General features: G+C 72.6%; 18 protein-coding genes and 1 pseudogene. 6 read left to right on the forward strand and 13 right to left on the reverse strand.

Going from position 1 to position 15,497, the window contains the following annotated elements:
• Positions 1–183 precede the first annotated feature (183 nt).
• Together ABZ193_RS39945 and ABZ193_RS39950 are read left to right on the forward strand one after the other, a co-directional pair.
• Positions 184–591: a hypothetical protein gene (locus ABZ193_RS39945; RefSeq protein WP_020422855.1), complete on the forward strand. Its 408-nt coding sequence runs from the start codon at positions 184–186 to the stop codon at positions 589–591.
• 82 nt (positions 592–673) lie between these two features.
• The gene (locus ABZ193_RS39950) at positions 674–1,864 is read left to right on the forward strand and encodes an RtcB family protein (RefSeq protein ID WP_354713920.1); all 1,191 of its coding nucleotides are present in this window, start codon (positions 674–676) and stop codon (positions 1,862–1,864) included.
• Here the strand turns inward: ABZ193_RS39950 and ABZ193_RS39955 are convergent.
• The gene (locus ABZ193_RS39955) at positions 1,854–2,294 is read right to left on the reverse strand and encodes an Lrp/AsnC family transcriptional regulator (RefSeq protein WP_237339758.1); all 441 of its coding nucleotides are present in this window, start codon (positions 2,292–2,294) and stop codon (positions 1,854–1,856) included. The genes ABZ193_RS39950 and ABZ193_RS39955 overlap by 11 nt on opposite strands.
• 124 nt (positions 2,295–2,418) lie before the next feature.
• Here ABZ193_RS39955 and ABZ193_RS39960 point away from each other — a divergent pair, with 124 nt between their 5' ends.
• Complete coding sequence (locus ABZ193_RS39960; RefSeq protein WP_354713922.1) at positions 2,419–2,961, forward strand: alpha/beta fold hydrolase; 543 nt, start codon at positions 2,419–2,421, stop codon at positions 2,959–2,961.
• 1 nt (position 2,962) lies between these two features.
• On the opposite strand, the gene ABZ193_RS39965 is transcribed toward ABZ193_RS39960, so the two are convergent.
• The 4 genes from ABZ193_RS39965 to ABZ193_RS39980 form a co-directional block, all read right to left on the reverse strand.
• Positions 2,963–3,520: a DUF4865 family protein gene (locus ABZ193_RS39965; RefSeq protein WP_354713924.1), complete on the reverse strand. Its 558-nt coding sequence runs from the start codon at positions 3,518–3,520 to the stop codon at positions 2,963–2,965.
• Between the two features lie 13 nt (positions 3,521–3,533).
• The gene (locus tag ABZ193_RS39970) at positions 3,534–4,247 is read right to left on the reverse strand and encodes a methyltransferase domain-containing protein (RefSeq protein WP_237339761.1); all 714 of its coding nucleotides are present in this window, start codon (positions 4,245–4,247) and stop codon (positions 3,534–3,536) included.
• A gap of 43 nt (positions 4,248–4,290) precedes the next feature.
• Entirely contained in the window at positions 4,291–4,632 is a 342-nt protein-coding gene (locus tag ABZ193_RS39975) for a hypothetical protein (protein WP_354713926.1), read from the reverse strand.
• A gap of 117 nt (positions 4,633–4,749) precedes the next feature.
• On the reverse strand, positions 4,750–5,229 hold the full coding sequence (locus ABZ193_RS39980; protein WP_020421994.1) for a MarR family transcriptional regulator: 480 nt from the start codon (positions 5,227–5,229) through the stop codon (positions 4,750–4,752).
• Positions 5,230–5,267: 38 nt separating this feature from the next.
• On the opposite strand from ABZ193_RS39980, the gene pip reads away from it, so the two are divergent.
• Positions 5,268–6,242 carry a prolyl aminopeptidase gene (gene pip, locus ABZ193_RS39985; RefSeq protein WP_354713927.1) on the forward strand — a complete coding sequence of 325 codons (975 nt, stop codon included), beginning with the start codon at positions 5,268–5,270 and terminating at the stop codon, positions 6,240–6,242.
• On the opposite strand, the gene ABZ193_RS39990 is transcribed toward pip, so the two are convergent.
• On the reverse strand, positions 6,223–7,209 hold the full coding sequence (locus tag ABZ193_RS39990) for an LLM class F420-dependent oxidoreductase (RefSeq protein WP_237339763.1): 987 nt from the start codon (positions 7,207–7,209) through the stop codon (positions 6,223–6,225). The two genes, pip and ABZ193_RS39990, sit on opposite strands and share 20 nt — an antisense overlap.
• Before the next feature lie 46 nt (positions 7,210–7,255).
• Between ABZ193_RS39990 and ABZ193_RS39995 the strand changes: the two genes are divergently transcribed.
• Complete coding sequence (locus ABZ193_RS39995; RefSeq protein WP_157358782.1) at positions 7,256–7,399, forward strand: hypothetical protein; 144 nt, start codon at positions 7,256–7,258, stop codon at positions 7,397–7,399.
• A 110-nt stretch (positions 7,400–7,509) separates the two neighbouring features.
• On the opposite strand, the gene ABZ193_RS40000 is transcribed toward ABZ193_RS39995, so the two are convergent.
• The 3 genes from ABZ193_RS40000 to ABZ193_RS40010 all read right to left on the reverse strand — a co-directional run bounded on the left by ABZ193_RS40000 (position 7,510) and on the right by ABZ193_RS40010 (position 9,085).
• Positions 7,510–8,100 (reverse strand): class I SAM-dependent methyltransferase, encoded by a 591-nt coding sequence (locus ABZ193_RS40000; protein WP_354713938.1) that lies wholly within the window; start codon positions 8,098–8,100, stop codon positions 7,510–7,512.
• Positions 7,986–8,384, reverse strand: a complete 399-nt coding sequence (locus ABZ193_RS40005; protein WP_354713929.1) for an Ada metal-binding domain-containing protein — start codon at positions 8,382–8,384, stop codon at positions 7,986–7,988. The genes ABZ193_RS40000 and ABZ193_RS40005 overlap by 115 nt, the downstream gene beginning before the upstream one ends.
• Positions 8,385–8,674: 290 nt before the next feature.
• A complete protein-coding gene (locus ABZ193_RS40010) occupies positions 8,675–9,085 on the reverse strand; it encodes a MerR family transcriptional regulator (RefSeq protein ID WP_354713931.1) in 411 nt (136 codons plus the stop codon).
• 52 nt (positions 9,086–9,137) lie between these two features.
• Here ABZ193_RS40010 and ABZ193_RS40015 point away from each other — a divergent pair, with 52 nt between their 5' ends.
• Positions 9,138–10,061 (forward strand): SDR family NAD(P)-dependent oxidoreductase, encoded by a 924-nt coding sequence (locus ABZ193_RS40015; RefSeq protein WP_354713932.1) that lies wholly within the window; start codon positions 9,138–9,140, stop codon positions 10,059–10,061.
• Here ABZ193_RS40015 and ABZ193_RS40020 read toward each other — a convergent pair.
• The 4 genes and pseudogenes from ABZ193_RS40020 to ABZ193_RS40035 form a co-directional block, all read right to left on the reverse strand.
• Positions 10,048–10,683, reverse strand: coding sequence for an HD domain-containing protein (locus ABZ193_RS40020; RefSeq protein WP_354713934.1), 636 nt, complete (start codon positions 10,681–10,683; stop codon positions 10,048–10,050). The genes ABZ193_RS40015 and ABZ193_RS40020 overlap by 14 nt on opposite strands.
• Positions 10,684–10,690: 7 nt before the next feature.
• Positions 10,691–12,088, reverse strand: a complete 1,398-nt coding sequence (locus ABZ193_RS40025; protein WP_020422001.1) for an FAD-binding oxidoreductase — start codon at positions 12,086–12,088, stop codon at positions 10,691–10,693.
• A gap of 69 nt (positions 12,089–12,157) precedes the next feature.
• Entirely contained in the window at positions 12,158–15,142 is a 2,985-nt protein-coding gene (locus ABZ193_RS40030) for an AAA family ATPase (RefSeq protein ID WP_354713936.1), read from the reverse strand.
• Positions 15,143–15,185: 43 nt separating this feature from the next.
• Positions 15,186–15,497 (reverse strand): annotated as a pseudogene (locus ABZ193_RS40035) (PLP-dependent aminotransferase family protein); the annotation flags it as partial.

Raw genomic sequence — 15,497 nt, forward strand, 5'->3', positions numbered from 1 at the left:
CCCTGGTCGGCGACTAAAGATCGGCTGTGGATCGGGGGCGGGGGAGGTCTGGTTGGGGTAGTCGCTTGCTTTTCGTTGCCGGCTGGCGGTTGTGGGGCAGGAGTTTTTCCGGTCCTGTCCCGGTTCCGGATCATCTGTGCTTCACTTCCCGTGACCGATCGGGCACTAGAAGGGACTTCTGGGGTGACGAGCTGGCGCGATCTCGCGACGTTCATCCGGCAGCAGTACAAGGTGATTCGGGACGAACCGGACGAACTGCGCATCCGGATCCGCTTCCAGTCCGATCCCGAGGAGGAGGAGCGCACCCAGATCGTCGTGATCGCGCGGGAGGTTCTCGACCGGCGGGACGAGTGGATCCAGATCGCGACCCCGTTCGCCCGCGTGGACGAGGTCGACGTGGTCGGGGTGCTGGCCGAGGTCGGGCACACCACCGTCGTCGGCGGGGTGGTCGTCATGGGCGAGTACCTGGTGCTCCGGCACTCCCTCCCGCTGGCCAACCTCGACATCAACGAGTTCGTCGACCCGCTCGCCTTGGTCACCAGCTCCGCCGAGCTGCTCGAAGAACAGCTCACCGGGCGCGACGACTACTGAAATCCGGTTGCACTGAAATCCGGTTGCTCTGGGCCCGTCCGCGGGTAACCCTGTGGATCCACCAGAGCGAAAGGATCTTCGGATGTTCACCGCCGTCGAGGGCGCCCGCGTGCCGATCCGCATGTGGGCCGACCCGGCGACCGTCGAGGACGCTGCGATGCGTCAGCTGCACAACGTCGCCAACCTGCCGTGGGTGCACGGTCTGGCCGTCATGCCGGACGTGCACTACGGCAAGGGCGCGACGGTCGGCAGCGTGATCGCGATGCGTGACGCGGTCTCCCCCGCCGCGGTGGGTGTGGACATCGGCTGCGGCATGAGCGCGGTCCGCACCTCGCTGACGGCCGACGACCTGCCCGACGACCTCGGCAAGCTGCGCCGCCGCATCGAGGACGCCGTCCCGGTCGGCTTCGCCATGCACCGCACCCCCGTCAACCCCGCCCGCGTGCCCGGCACCGGCGGGTGGAACGAGTTCTGGTCCGCGTTCGGGCAGCTGCACGACGGCGTCCAGAACCTGCGCGACCGGGCGCGGGCGCAGATCGGCAGCCTCGGCGGCGGCAACCACTTCATCGAGGTGTGCCTCGAACAGGGCGGCCCGGACGCCGGCCGCGTGTGGCTGATGCTGCACTCCGGCTCCCGCGGCATCGGCAACGAGCTCGCCAAGCGGCACATCGACGTGGCCCGCAAGCTGCCGCACAACGCGGACCTGCCGGACCGCGACCTGGCAGTGTTCGTGGCGGGCACGCCGGAGATGGCGGCCTACCGGCGCGACCTGTTCTGGGCGCAGGACTACGCGGCCCGCAACCGGGCCACGATGGTCGCGCTCGTGCAGCAGGCCGTCGCCGACACGGTGCCGGGCGTTCGGTTCGACGAGCCGATCTCGTGCCACCACAACTACGTCGCCGAGGAGACCTACGACGGCGTGGACGTGCTGGTCACCCGCAAGGGCGCGATCCGCGCGGGCTCCGGCGACCTCGGGATCATCCCGGGCAGCATGGGCACCGGCTCCTACATCGTCCGCGGCCTCGGCAACGAGACCTCGTTCCACTCGGCGTCCCACGGCGCCGGGCGGCGCATGTCGCGCACCAAGGCACGCAAGACGTTCACCGCCGCCGACCTCGCCGCCCAGACCGACGGCGTGGAGTGCCGCAAGGACGAGGGCGTCGTCGACGAAATCCCGGCCGCGTACAAGGACATCGACTCGGTGATCAAGGCGCAGACCGACCTCGTCGAAGTGGTCGCGCACCTCAAGCAGGTGGTGTGCGTCAAGGGGTAGGCAGCGGCTTCGCCGGGTAGCTGCGCAGCACGAGCGACGTCGTGACCGGCCCGAAGCGGGCCAGCGAGTCCACGACCTGTTCGAGCCGCTCCGCGTGCGTGCAGTGCACGTCGAACAGCAGGCAGTCCTCGCCGGTCACCCGGACCGTCGAGACGACCTCGGCGATCCGCTCGGCGAGGGCCAGCGCCTTCGGCAGCTGCGCGTGCGTGGTGCGCAGCCGGACGACGGCGTGGATGTTCAGCCCCACCGCGGCGGGCGCGACGACCGCGCGGTACCCGAGGATGACGCCGCTCTTCTCCAGGCGCTGGATGCGCGCGCCGGCCGCCGGCTGGGACAATCCCACCCGGCGGCCCACCTCGGCGCCGCTGAGCCGCCCCTCGGTCTGCAACAGCTCCAGGATCGCGCGGTCGATCTCGTCGAGTGATTCCATCGTTGTCGCCGCCACTTCCCTTGAGATCACTTGTCCGGCCCACCCCGGGCCGTCGAACCATCGATCATCATCCCCTGGCGGCGCCCGGTCGTGCGGGGGCCACGAGTGAAAGCGGCGGTGGACGGTGGTCGCGTACGTCATCATCCCGGGGATCGACGGCTCGGACGAGAAGCACTGGCAGACCGCGTGGGAGGAGTGTTGGGGCGCCACGGCCGTCCGGATCGCCCCGGCCTCCTGGACGGAACCAGACCTCGCCGACTGGGTGGCGGCGGTCGGCGCGGCCCACGCGACCGCGGCCCGGCGCGGCGAGCGCGTGGTGCTGGTGGCGCACAGCCTCGGCTGCTGGGCGGCGGCCGAGTGGCTGGCCGTGGCCCAGCCGCGCGGGGTGGGCGTGTTCCTGGTCGCCCCGCCCGACCCGCGGGGGCCGGCGTTCCCGCGCCAGGCCGCGCCGACGTTCGCGAACCTGCGGGCCCGGCCGCTTCCGTGCCCCCGCCTGGTGGTCGCGAGCGACGACGACCCCTACTGCGAACCGGCGGCCTCAGCCGCGCTCGCCGACGCCTGGCGAGTCCCCTGGCGCCTGCTCGCCGGGCACGGCCACCTCAACTCCGGCAGCGGCCTCGGCGACTGGCCATCCGGCCTCGGCCTCCTCACCGAAGTCGCCGCCTGACCTACCACTGCCGTCCCACGCGCAGCGCGGCCAGTTCCGGCGCGGAGAGGTGCAGCACCTCGTACCGCTCGGTCGCCTCGCCGTCGTGCTCGCCGAGCACGAACCGCACCAGCTGCCAGTGGTGCGGGTCCAGCGCGAGGGCCGCACTGTGCACCCCGGGCTCCCGGGCGGTCGCGGTCAGCCCGGCGAGTGCCTCCTCGACCGCCTCGGCGGGGTTCTCGCCCACCGGGGTGAAGAGGCGGGACGCGTGCCGAGGTGTGCGGTCGCGCGCTGGACCGGGCTGGAAGGCCAGCCCGGTCCAGTGGCGCACCACCGGGCGGCCGAAGTCCCGCACGATGTTCTCGAAACCGCCGCCACCCACCAGGAACTCGGCCATCCGCCCGGGGTCCCGCCACAGGTAGAACGGCGCGTACTGGTTCGGGCTCTCCCGGATGAGGTACGCCTTCAGGCCGAGGCCGGCGCGGTCGTCCAGCGCGTGCCCCCGCTCGGCGACCCGCCTGCGGATGATGCCCATGTCGTAGTCGGCGGGCAGGGCGATCTCGTACTGCTTCGCATACATCCCCGCACTGTACCTACTGGTATGTACGGAGAACATAGCCGGTGTACTGGTACTCCGAGCCGTGCTCGCGGCGCATCGCGATCTCCCGGCGCGCCGCGGCGACGGCCTCGGCCATCGCGGGATCACCGGCGGCGGCGTCGGCCCGGGCGGCCAGGTGGTCGTAGAACTCGTCGAACCAGTCGCTGTCCGGCTGCGGCAGCACCGCCTCCACCCGGTAACCCGCGGCCACCGCGGCGGCGGAGTTCTCCTCGGTCGTCCTCAGTGGATACTGCGCGTCCCAGAACTCCCGCGCGGCCGCGGACGGCGTGCCGGTGGACCATTCGCATTCGGTGAGCACGAGCGCGCCACCGGGCTTGAGCAGCCTCTTCCACGTGCGCAGCGCGGTGTCGAAACCGAGCACGAAGACCGAGCTTTCGGCCCACAGCAGGTCGAATTCACCGTCCGGGAACGGGGGGTCGGCCATCGACGCGTTGACGGTGTCGACGTCGAGCCCCTCGGCCGCCTCGGCGAGGTCGTCGAGGAAGGGCTGGTGGGTGTCCAGGCCGGTCACCCGCGCGCCGGCCTTGGCCAGCAGCAGCGCCGACCGGCCCGGGCCGCACCCGAGGTCCAGCACCCGCGGCCGCTCGGGCAGCGGGCGGGCGAGTTCGAGGAGGCGGAGTGTGGTGGCGTCGGATCCCGGCCCCTGCCGCGGCAGGCCGTGGAACAACGCGAAGAACGCTTCGGTCACGTGCGGCAGCCTCCGGCCCGCCGCACGGTGGCGCAACCGGTTTTCAGCCGGCCAGGTCGACCTCGGCGGTCAGCACGCCGTGGTGCTCCTGCAGGTCGACGCACCAGGTGCGGGCGAGCCGGTCGAGGATGTGCAGCGGGAGCCGCAGCGCCGCGTGACCGGGCAGGGTGCGGCAGCGCAGCTCGCGGATCTCGGCGCGCAGGCTGCTGCCCTCGGTGTGCCGGAGGCGGACGGTGAACGGCGCGTGGGCGTGCCGGCAGGCGAGGCTGGCGAGGGTGTCGACCACCAGGAGAGCGCGTTCGTTCGCCTCTTCGCTCTCTTCGTCGAGGAGCGCGCGGAGATGGCGCCGGAGCCCGGCGAGGTGGGCCGCGCCCAACAGGGGCACGCCGCTGGTTCTGTCACAGATCTGGGCTGAGTCCGGCAAGACGGTCCTCCGCTGTTCCTTCAACGGGCGTGGAGCGTCGTTGTACCCCGGACAAGGGAACGCGAAACCTGCTCGCCGTCAACGGCTCAGATCCGGTGCGGCGTCGGCGATCCGCTGCCGCATCGGCCGTTCCCGCAAGGCCTCGATGGCCTCGTCGACGAGCTTGCTCAGCGGGTAGGCCAGCTCGTCTTCGAAACGTTTCGCCGCGGCGGTGGTCGCCGCCCACTCCGCGTCCAGGACCGGCAGCAACTCCTCCGCCCTGGGTGTCAGGTGAACGATGCGGTGACGGGCGTCGGCGCCCGGGCTGAGCGTCACCAGCTCCGCCTTGACCATCTGCGCGACGGTCTGGCTCGCCGCCGAGTGGGTGACTCCGATGGCGGCGGCGAGATCCCGGATCGGCTGCGGGCCGCCGGCGGCGAGCGCTCGCACCACCGGCGTGAAGCGCGGCCGGAACCAGGACAGGCCGAGGTCGGCGTAGATGGCGGCGACGTCGCCGTCCAGCAGTTCCAGCAGGTGCCGCAGCCGGGTGGCGAGCAGTTCGGCGCCAAGGATTGTCACAGCGCTAATATAACAGCACTGTTGCATCTGGAGGGATCATGACCCAGCTCCACCCCGTCGCCGAGCCCTACACCGAAGGCATGCTGGACGTCGGCGACGGCAACCGGATCCACTGGACCGAGTGCGGCAACCCCGGCGGCAAGCCCGCGGTGTTCGTCCACGGCGGGCCCGGCTCCGGCGCCTGGACCAATTCACGCGGCTACTTCGACCCGGAGCGCTACCGGCTCATCATGTTCAGCCAGCGCAACTGCGGCCGCAGCACCCCACACGCGAGCGACCCGGCGACCGACCTGAGCCACAACACGACCGAGCACCTCATCGCGGACATGGAACGGCTGCGCGAGCACCTCGGGATCGAGCAGTGGCTGCTCTTCGGGGGGTCCTGGGGCTCCACGCTGCAACTCGCCTACGCAGAGCGGCACCCGGAGCGAGTCAGCGAGATCGTGATCGCCGGCGTGACGACCACCCGGCGCCGTGAGATCGACTGGCTGTACAACGGGGTCGGCCGGTTCTTCCCGGCGGAGCTGGAGCGGTTCCGGGCCGGCGCAGGCGACGTCGAGGGCGACACGTTCGACGTCCTCGCCGCCTACGCGCGCCTGATGGCGGATCCGGACCCCGCCGTCCGGGAAAAGGCCGCCCGGGACTGGAGCGCCTGGGAGGACGCGGCGGTCTCGCTCGAACCCAAGGGGGTGCCGAACTCCTACAGCGACCGGCCGTCCCGTGACCTGCTCGCGATGACCCGGATCTGCGCGCACTACTTCTCCAACGCCGCCTGGCTGGAGGAGGGCGTGCTGATCCGGGAAGCCCACCGGCTGAAGGGAATTCCCGGGAAGCTCATCCACGGCCGGCTCGACATCAGCAGCCCGGTGGAGACCGCGTGGGAGCTGACCCAGGTGTGGCCGGACGCCGAACTGATCGTGATCGACGACTCCGGCCACACCGGCAGCGACGCGATGCGGGCGGCGTGGCGCGCCGCCCTCGACGAGTTCGCGGTCAGGCCAGCTCGGGGATGACCTTGTTCGTGAACAGATCCACCGACGCGCGGTCGTAGGCGATGTCGGCGAAGTAGGTGATCGCGTAGGTCATGCCGAGGCCGCGCAGCTCGGTGAGCCGCTCGGCGATCTGCTCGGGAGTGCCGACCAGCGGCCCGTTCGCGAACGAGTTCACGGTGCTCTCGAGCAGGTCGGCGGACAGGTGCGGCTCGTAGTGCGAGCGGATCCACGCCAGGCGGTCGGCCACGTCCTTCTCGGTCTCGCCGATGACGACGTTGTAGTTGGCCGAGCGGACGATCGCGTCGAAGTCGGTGCCCACGTCCTGGCAGTGCGCGGCGAGGACCTCGGACTTGTGCTTGAAGTCCTCGGCGCCACCGGCGAAGTTCGTGTACCGGGCGTACCGGGCGGCGATGCGCAGCGTCTTCTTCTCACCGCCGCCGGCGATCCACAGCGGAATGCCGCCCTCCTGCAGCGGCAGCGGGTACGACAGCGCGCCGTCGACCTGGTAGTGCTTGCCGTCCAGGGTCGCCTTGCCCTCGCTCCACAGCTGGCGCATGATCTGCACGCCCTCGTCGAGCATGCCGAGCCGCTCGCCCGCGGACGGGAAGCCGTAGCCGTAGGCGCGCCACTCGTGCTCGTACCAGCCCGCGCCGATGCCCATCTCGACGCGGCCGCCCGAGATGACGTCCGTGGTCGCCGCCACCTTCGCCAGGTAGGCCGGGTTGCGGTAGCTCATGCACGTGCACATCTGGCCGAGGCGGACGCGGCTCGTGGTCGCGCCGAGGGCGGCCATGAGCGACCACGCCTCGTGCGTGGCCTCCGCCAGCGGAGCCGGGACGGTGTGGAAGTGGTCGTACACCCACACCGACTCGTACGGCCCGTTCTCGGCGTACCGGGCGATGTCCAGCATGGTCTGCCACTGCCCGGCGGGCTCGATACCGGTCAGGTCGAGCCGCCAGCCCTGGGGGATGAACAATCCGAAGCGCATGCGCCCAGCCTAGCCGGGGTGCGGGTGACCGGCGGAAGAAGCCTTGATGTCCATTTCGGACGTCACTCCACTGTGGACGGCCGCGCCTCAGCGGCTGATGCGGCCTGGCATCGGCTGCGGCTTGCTCGGCGGCGGCTGCGGGCTCGGTGGCCGGCGCTGCCACGGCCGGGAACTGGTCCTGCGCACCTGACCCCCCGGGACGGTCTCGACGACATTCGCTGGCGAAGACTAACCACACCCCGGGTGTGACTCACGCGGCGCACCCTCGTTCTGGGACCGGAGTTGCTGGAGTGACTGGTGTTACGGCTGGTTCGGTCCCTTTTGCGCGATTCCCACTATGCGAGGTGCGACGACGGACACCTTGGCGCCGGGCGGGAAGATCAATTCCCTGCAGTGTGACACAACGAACCCGGCGGCCTCGATCGCGGTACGGGTGTCGCGGTTGGGCAGGCACCCGCCCATGAGCCGTGGCCAGACCAGTGCGGCGAGGTCCTGCCACCGCGCACGCAGCGGCGACCGGGCGCGGACGTGCTCGTAGAACCGCAGCCGCCCGCCGGGCCGGAGCACGCGCCGGAACTCGGCGAGCGCGGCGGTCTGGTCGGGGACCGAGCACAACACGCCGCTGACCACGACCTCGTCGACGGACCCGTCCGGCAGCGGCAGGCGGTCGGCGCGCGCGTCCAGGACGGGGACGCCCGACTTCGCCGCCTCGGCCCGCAGGGCGGGCTCCGGCTCGACGGCCGTGAGGTCCACGCCGGGCGGGTAATGGGGGAAGTTCAGCCCGGTGCCCGCCCCGACTTCGAGCACGCGCCCCCGTGCGCCCGCGAGGAGCTCCCGCCGGAGCGCGGTGCCGCCCCGGGCCTCGTTGCGGGCGCCGATGCGCTTGAACAGCCACGCGAAGAAGCGGTTCGCCATGCCTCGACGCTAGGGGAGGTTCGCCAGCGCCGGTACCGGTCCGGCAGGCAGACCGCGCAGGGCCGGTACCCGGCGGCGATCGCGGTCCGCTCGTCGGCGAAGAAGACGCGGTGCCGGGCGTAGTGGCCGCGCGCCAGGGCGCGCCGGGCGGACGGGCAGGTGAGCAGGCCGTAGATCCGCAACCGCCGGTGGCCGCCCAGGGTGCCGGGGTCGGTGCTGCGGTAGGGGCGCCCGTCGGCGCCGAGGAGGGTGTAGGGCACGGTTCGAGGGTGCCCAGGGGTGGGAGGGGTGCGCTGGCGTGTTCCGGTCGTGGCGCTCGGCGGAGGTGGCGCACACCAGCCGCGGCGGTCATGTGGCGGGTCGGCGGCGGGGCAGCGGCGGGTCAGGTGCGGTGGCGGTCAGAGGTCGGGGCGCCGGTCAGCGCCGTCGCGGCCAGCGGCCGGGCGCACTGTCGAGGCGAGTAGCGGCCATCGGCCGCAGCAGCCAGCGGCCGATGAGCGTGCGCTCCGCGGAACCGGCCTCAGCGGCGCCGATCCCGGACCTCCCCACATCACTCCACAGTGGACCCCGCCGGTTCCCACAATCCCGCGGCCCGGCCGTTCGCCACGTGTTCCTCGTACACCGCCACCTTGTGCCGGATCACCGCGAGGCTCTCCTGCAGCTCCGCGATCCGCTCCCGCACCCGCTCCTCGTGCTCGCGCAGCAGCGCCAGCCTCTCGGGTTCGTTGCCCCTCCCCTGCCGCACCAGTGCGGCGAACCGGCGGATCTCCTCCAGCGGCATCCCCGACGCGCGGAACCTCGTGCAGTACTGCAGCCACTCGACGTCCGCCTCGCGGTAGACGCGCCTGCCGCTCGCGTTCCGGGCCACCGGGCTCGCCATCAGGCCCTCCCGCTCGTAGAGCCGCAACGTGTGCACGCTCAGCCCGGTGCGCCGCGCGACCTCGCCGATGCTCAAGTCCACCGGACCAGCCTAACTTGACCTAGACGCCGCTCTAACTCCTAGCGTCGCGGCCATGATCCAGAAACCACTGGGCACCGGCTTCGGCGCCCGCACCACCGCGGCCGACGTCCTCGCCGGCGTCGACCTGACCGGCAGGCTCGCGATCGTCACCGGCGGCTACTCGGGCATCGGCCTGGCCGCCACCCGCGCGCTCACCCAGGCCGGCGCGCACGTCGTGGTTCCCGCGCGCCGCCCGGAAGCCGCGCGCGAAGCGGCCGAAGTGGACGAACTCGATCTCGCCGACCTGGGCAGCGTGCGCCGGTTCGCCGAGCGGTTCCTCGCCTCCGGCCGCCGCATCGACATCCTCATCGCGGGTGCCGGCATCATGGCCGCCCCGGAAACCCGCGTCGGGCCCGGCTGGGAGTCGCACTTCGCCGTCAACCACCTGGGGCACTTCGCGCTGGTCAACCTCCTCTGGCCGGCCCTCGCGCCGGGCGCGCGCGTCGTGGTGGTCTCCTCGGCCGGGCACCAGCTGTCCCCCATCCGCTGGCACGACATCCACTTCGACACCGGCTACGACCGCTGGCTCGCCTACGCCCAGTCCAAAACCGCCAACGCGCTCTTCGCGTTGCAGCTGGACGTCCTCGGCCGGGAGCGCGCCCGCGCGTTCTCCCTGCACCCCGGCGCGATCCTGACGCCACTGCAACGGCACCTCGACACCGCGGACATGGTGGCGGCAGGCTGGATCGACGAGCACGGCAACCCCGCCGACCCCAGCTTCAAGACACCCGAGCAGGGCGCGGCCACCCAGGTCTGGGCCGCCACCTCACCACAGCTCGACGGCCTCGGCGGCCTCTACTGCGAGGACTGCGACCTCGCCGAGCCGACGGACAGCACGGAGATGATCGCCGGGGTCCGCGACTACGCGGTGGACCCCGCGGAGGCCGAGCGGCTCTGGGCGCTGTCGGCGGAGCTGACCGGCATCAACGCGTTCTGAGCGCGGACAGCTCCCGCGCCAGGTTCGCCTTCGCCGTGGCCTCCCACCGCGACCGCGCGGCCGCCGTGGCGTACAGCGGGTCCCGCGCCAGCAGGTCCGACAGCACGGCCGACCGCCCGGCGCGCCACAACTCGTCCGAGATCGGGGCGTATTCGGCGCGCACCGCACTGCGGTAGCGGTCGTAGGCGACCTCGTCCGCACCGAGGATCGCGAGGTCTGCGTCGAGCAGCGCCTGCGCGGTCGCGTCCCCGTCCGGCGCGGCGTGCGTGAGCGTGGCCAGCACCAGCTCCTCGACCCGCGTCACGTGCTCCGGCCGCACCCCCGCCCGGCGCAGCCACGACACCGCCCACTCGGCGCTGCGCCGCTCGTCCTCACCGGGCCGTCCGTCGTACACGACGTCGTGTGCGGCGGCGGCCAGCGCGAGCACCGCGCGTTCCTCCGGCGGCAACCCGAGGTCCGCCGCCAGGGCCGCCGAATCCCGCAGCACCGCGAGCACGTGCGCCGTGTCGTGGTAACGGCGGTGCGGTTCCGCGTACCGGGCGGCCAAGTCCGCCGCCGCGTCCGCCGCCACACCGCCGTCGCCACCGAGCGCCCGTACCGCGCTCACCCAGTCGTTCCGCACGCACCCATCATCGCGCGGGCCGGATGTTCTGGTTGACGTGGAACACGTTCTCCGGGTCGTACTTGGCCTTCACCCGCGCCAGCCGGTCGTAGTTGTCCCGGTAGGACGCGCGCACGCGTTCCTGTCCCTCGTCGTCCATCATGAAGTTGATGTACGCCCCGCCCGCGGACGTCGGGTGCAGGTCCGACCAGTAGTCCTTGGCCCAGCGGGTCATCACGTCCACGTCGGCCGGCTCCGGCGACACCCCGACGATCACTCCGGCCCAGCCGCCGTCGCGGTGACCGAAGGCGGTCGCGTCGGCGGGGACGCGCGCCGCGGCGCCGTCGATCGGGTACAGGTGCATCGTCGAGAACGGCGTCGGCATCGTCTGCCCGTACCGGACGTGGACGTCGATCGCCTCGTCGGTGATCTCGGTGAAGAAATCCGCCTTCCAGTACCACTGCAGACCGGCCGGGTACAGGGCGTCGAACGCGGTCTGCAGGACGTTGTGCGGCATCTCGTGCAGGCCCATCACCAGCGGCGAACCGTAGGTCTTCACCGGCTCCAGCACCTCGTCCGCGCGGTCGTGCGGCCCGGTGTAGCACCAGACGATCCCGCACGCCTTGCGCCCCCACAGCTGTTCGGGGAACGGCGGTGCCGGCGGGATGGTCAGCAGCCCGAACCAGCCGGACAGCTCCTCCGGCAGCGACGGCAGCAGCTCGCGGTACCAGCGCATCACGTCCGGGGTGTCCGCCAGGTCGTACAGCACCGGCCCGCCGATGATGACGCCGTGCTCGCCGATGTCGTGGGCGCGGAACGTGAACGAGGTGACCACGCCGAAGTTGCCGCCGCCGCCGCGCAGCGCCCAGAACAGGTCCGGGTGGGAGGTCTCGCTGGCGATCACCAGGGTGCCGTCGGCGAGCACGACGTCGGCCGAGAGCAGGTTGTCGACGGTGAGCCCGAACTTCCGGGCCAGATAGCCGACCCCGCCGCCGAGCGTCAGCCCCGCCACACCGGTGGAGCCGAGGAACCCGCACGGCACGGCCATTCCGAACGGGACGGTGGCGTGGTCGACGTCGGCCCACGTGCACCCCGCGTCGACGCGGACGGTGTGGTGCTCGGGGTCGACGGTGGTGCTGTGCAGCAACGCGAAGTCGATCACCAGGGCGTCGTCGGCGACGCCGAGCCCGCCGGCGTTGTGGCCGCCGCCGCGCACGGCGATCGTGATGTCGTGCGCCCGCGCGAACTTCACGCAGGCGACCACGTCCGCGGTGTCGCGCACCCGGACGATCGCGGACGGCCGCCGGTCGATGGACCCGTTGTAGACGGCGCGGGCCGCGTCGTACCCGGGGTCCGACGGGAGCACGAGGTCACCGCGCAGGGTGGCGGCGAGCTCCTCGTACGGTGCGGTGGCGATGGTGGTCATGGTTCCTCCTCAGGTGGGTCGCCACGACGCTAGGGACCGGGCGTTCGCGCAGCGTTCGCCCGCGCGGGCTCAGCCGGAGCCTGCCCGAACGGCGAGGTCGTGCTCGCACCGCCGCACCAGTGCGAGGCTGCCCTGTGCCCTGGCCAGCCGCACCGCGGAGCGCAGCCGGGACACCGCCGTGCCCGGGTCGTCGAGGGCGGCGCGCTTGCGCATCACCTCGGGCATCCACCACACGTCGTCGCGGGCCTGCCCGGCGACTATCGCCGCGTCCAGGGTCGCGCGGGCCGCGTCCGGGCCGGACAGGTCGGCGAGCAGCGCGAGCCAGTACGGCATCCGCGCGAACGAGCCCTCCGCGCGCAGGTTGTCGATGCCGCGCCGGGCGACCTCGGGCCGGCCGGTCCGCCAGCCGCCCAGCACCAGGCCCCACTCCCGGTAGTAGGCGAAGCCGTAGCGGTCGCACAGCTCGCCCAGCTCGCGCACGGTGTCGCCGAGCCGGTCCACCTCGCCGCACATCTGGTAGGTGATCCCGGCGTAGGCGAGCCCGACGGCGAGGCTGTATGGGTGCTCCGCCGACCGGGCGAGATCGATCGCGTCCTGGCAGGCGGCCAGCGCCTCCCCGGTGTGGCCCAGCAGCCAGTGCGGGTGCGCGGCCCACCCCGTCGCGTGCACGTCCGGGCGGGTGCCGACGGTCAGCGACGGGGCGCCGCGGGACAGTTTCACGGCGAGGTCGAAGTGCTGCAGCGCCTCGGCGGGCCGCCCGAGGCTGCACGCGCTCCCGCCGTACACGAAGTGCGCCGCCCCACGCAGTTCCGAGTCCGGGTCGACGAGGTCCAGCACGTTCGTGGCGACCTCGTAGGCATCGGCGGTGCGGCCCTGCACGAAGCGGGACGCCCACAGCCCGACCATCGCGGTGAGCATCGAATCCTGCTGCCCCAGGCGTTTGGCGAGGGCGATGGTGCGCTCCAGGGCCTGCTGCAGCTGCGGCGAGGCGTACCCGTGGCGGGCGTTGAGCGGCGCCGCCATCGTCTCCAGTATCGCCAGTTCCTGACGGGCGGACTCGGCGCTGTCCGGCTGGGCCCGCACGATGTCCAGCGCCTCCTGGTGCAGCCGGATCGCCTCGGCGTGGGCGAAGGTGCTGGACGCGAAGGCCGCGGCGCGCCGGTAGTAGCCGACCGCGCGGTCCGGGCGGCCGCCCCGCGCGTACTGCTCCGCGAGACGCCCGGACACCGGGTCGGTGTCTCCGGCGTGCAGCAGCTCCAGCGCCTGCGCGATGCGCCGGTGCAGCAGCCAGCGGTTGGGCGGGCTGACCAGGCGGTAGGCGGTGTCCCGGAGCAGGTCGTGGCTGAAGTCGTAGCCGCCGCCGATCTCCTGGATGATGCGGCGCCGCCACAGCTCGTCGACGGCCTGCACGACCGTGTCCGGTTCGAGGTCGCTGGCCTCGGTGAGCAGGGCGAGCGTGAAGTCCCGGCCGACCGCGGCGGCGAGCCCGGCGATCTTGCGCGCGGCCGGGCTCGCCTGCTCCACGCGGTTGCGCAGCACGTCGGTGAGGTCGCTGCCGGGCAGTGCCTTGCCCCGCACGGCTTCGACGACGTAGAGCGGGAACCCGCCGGTGGTGGCCTGCAGCAGCGCGCGGTCCGCGGGGGCGAGCGGCTGCCCGGAGATCAGCTCGGCCAGCCGGGCGGATTCGGTGATCTCCAACGGGTTCAGCGTCAGCTCGGTGAGCAGGCCGGTGGCCCGCATGCGGGTGGTCCACTCGGCGAGCTCCGGCCACTCGCCGTCGGTGCGCAGGGTCGCGGCGACGAGGACCGGCGCGTCCGGGGCGAGGCCGAGGCAGAACGTGAGGAACGCCAGGGTTTCCTGGTCGCACCACTGCAGGTTGTCCAGCACCAGCAGCATCGGGCGGCCGGTGCCGGTGAGTGCTCTGGCCAGGCCCTCGAAGAAGCGGTGCCGCTGCCAGGCGTCCACCATCGCGCGGGGGCCGGTGTCCGGGTCGCTCCGCGACCGGCCGGCGGGCACGAGGCGGTCCACTTCGGCGCGCCACACCGGTTCCAGGTTCGCGGTCGCGGCCCGCACCGCGGGGGCACGCAGCCAGTCGGCGACCGGCGCCAGCGGCAGCCGTCCTGGCGTGCCGAAGCACTGGGAGGTGGCCACGATCGCGCCGTGCGCCCGTGCGGCGGAGGCGACTTCGGCGACCAGCCTGCTCTTGCCGACGCCCGCGCCGCCGCAGACCAGCACGAGCCCGGGGCGTCCTGCCGCCGCGGTCTGCCACACGCGCGAGAGGAGTGCGATCTCCCGGCCGCGCCCGACGAGCCCGGTGGTGCCGGGGCGCGGGCCCGTCGCGTCGCCGGCCAGCAGGCGGCGCAGGGCCCGGCGCGTCGTCTCGTCCGGGACGACGCCGAGTTCGCGTTCCAGGGTGGACGCGCAGTGGTGGTAGGTGCTGACCGCGCTGGCCCGGTCCCCCATCGCGGCCTGCAGGTCCATCAGCGTGCGGTAGCCGTGCTCTTCCAGCGGGCGCAACTGGATCCGCCTGCGGGCGGCCTCCGCGGCGCCGGGCAGGTCGCCGCGGCTCTTCCTGGCCTGGCACAGCAGATCGCACAGCCGGACGCAGGACGATTCCAGCGCGGCACGCGGCTCGATCACCCATTCGTCGTTGATGCCGGGCAGGAATTCACCGTGGTAGAGCGCGATCGCGGCCGGTGCGTGTTCGAGCACCCCGTCGCCGGTCTGGGCCGCCGCGCGGGCCAGTTCGAAGTCGCGCACGTCGACCCGGACGGACGCGGTGTCGCGCCAGCACAGATCCTTCGCGGTGACGGCCAGGCAGTCCTGGCCGAGGGTGTGGCGCAGGTGGTGCAGTTCGCGGCGGAGGTTGGTCAGCGCCTGCGGTTCGGACGAGTCGGGCCAGAACAGTTCGGCGATGCGCTGCCGCGGCTGGGGCACGCCCGCGTGCACGACGAGGTAGGCGACGAGCGCGACGGTGCGCGGCGAACGGGTCACCACCGAACCGTCCGCTTCGTCGAGAATTGCCTGCTCTCCCAGCAGGGAGACCCGCAGCATCCCGCCAGAGTAGACCGCGAGGCGGGTCCGATCGACGGAATGCCTAAAGCCCTTGCCGGGCCAGTGCCTCGCCGATGATCCGGGCGCCGTCGGGAAAAGCGCCCGGATTCGGGCCCGAGTAGTTGAGCCGCAGGTACACCCCGGGCGGCTCCGCCGGGAACCATTCGCCGCCCGGGTTCACCACCACCCCGGCCGCTTCGCAGTCACGGACCAGGCGCGCCGGATCGGTGGCGTCCGGCAGCCGCACCCACAGGTTCAGCCCGCCCTGCGGCAACCCTTCCAGGCGCGCGGATGGCACGTGCTCCCGCAGCGCGCCGGCGAGCAGGTCGCGCCGCGCGGCCAGCTGGCGGCGCAC

Origin of the sequence: Amycolatopsis sp. NPDC006125, from assembly GCF_040614195.1 — a bacterium.
GTDB classification, from domain to species: Bacteria; Actinomycetota; Actinomycetes; order Mycobacteriales; family Pseudonocardiaceae; genus Amycolatopsis_E; species Amycolatopsis_E tucumanensis.

What these genes read in the sequence shown, in the direction of transcription:
- ABZ193_RS39950 (WP_354713920.1), top strand. Translation starts at nt 674, where the DNA reads ATGTTCACCGCCGTCGAGGGCGCCCGCGTGCCGATCCGCATGTGGGCC.
- ABZ193_RS39955 (WP_237339758.1), bottom strand. Translation starts at nt 2,294, where the DNA reads ATGGAATCACTCGACGAGATCGACCGCGCGATCCTGGAGCTGTTGCAG.
- ABZ193_RS39965 (WP_354713924.1), bottom strand. Translation starts at nt 3,520, where the DNA reads ATGTATGCGAAGCAGTACGAGATCGCCCTGCCCGCCGACTACGACATG.
- pip (WP_354713927.1), top strand. Translation starts at nt 5,268, where the DNA reads ATGACCCAGCTCCACCCCGTCGCCGAGCCCTACACCGAAGGCATGCTG.
- ABZ193_RS39990 (WP_237339763.1), bottom strand. Translation starts at nt 7,209, where the DNA reads ATGCGCTTCGGATTGTTCATCCCCCAGGGCTGGCGGCTCGACCTGACC.
- ABZ193_RS39995 (WP_157358782.1), top strand. Translation starts at nt 7,256, where the DNA reads ATGTCCATTTCGGACGTCACTCCACTGTGGACGGCCGCGCCTCAGCGG.
- ABZ193_RS40015 (WP_354713932.1), top strand. Translation starts at nt 9,138, where the DNA reads ATGATCCAGAAACCACTGGGCACCGGCTTCGGCGCCCGCACCACCGCG.
- ABZ193_RS40025 (WP_020422001.1), bottom strand. Translation starts at nt 12,088, where the DNA reads ATGACCACCATCGCCACCGCACCGTACGAGGAGCTCGCCGCCACCCTG.
- ABZ193_RS40030 (WP_354713936.1), bottom strand. Translation starts at nt 15,142, where the DNA reads ATGCTGCGGGTCTCCCTGCTGGGAGAGCAGGCAATTCTCGACGAAGCG.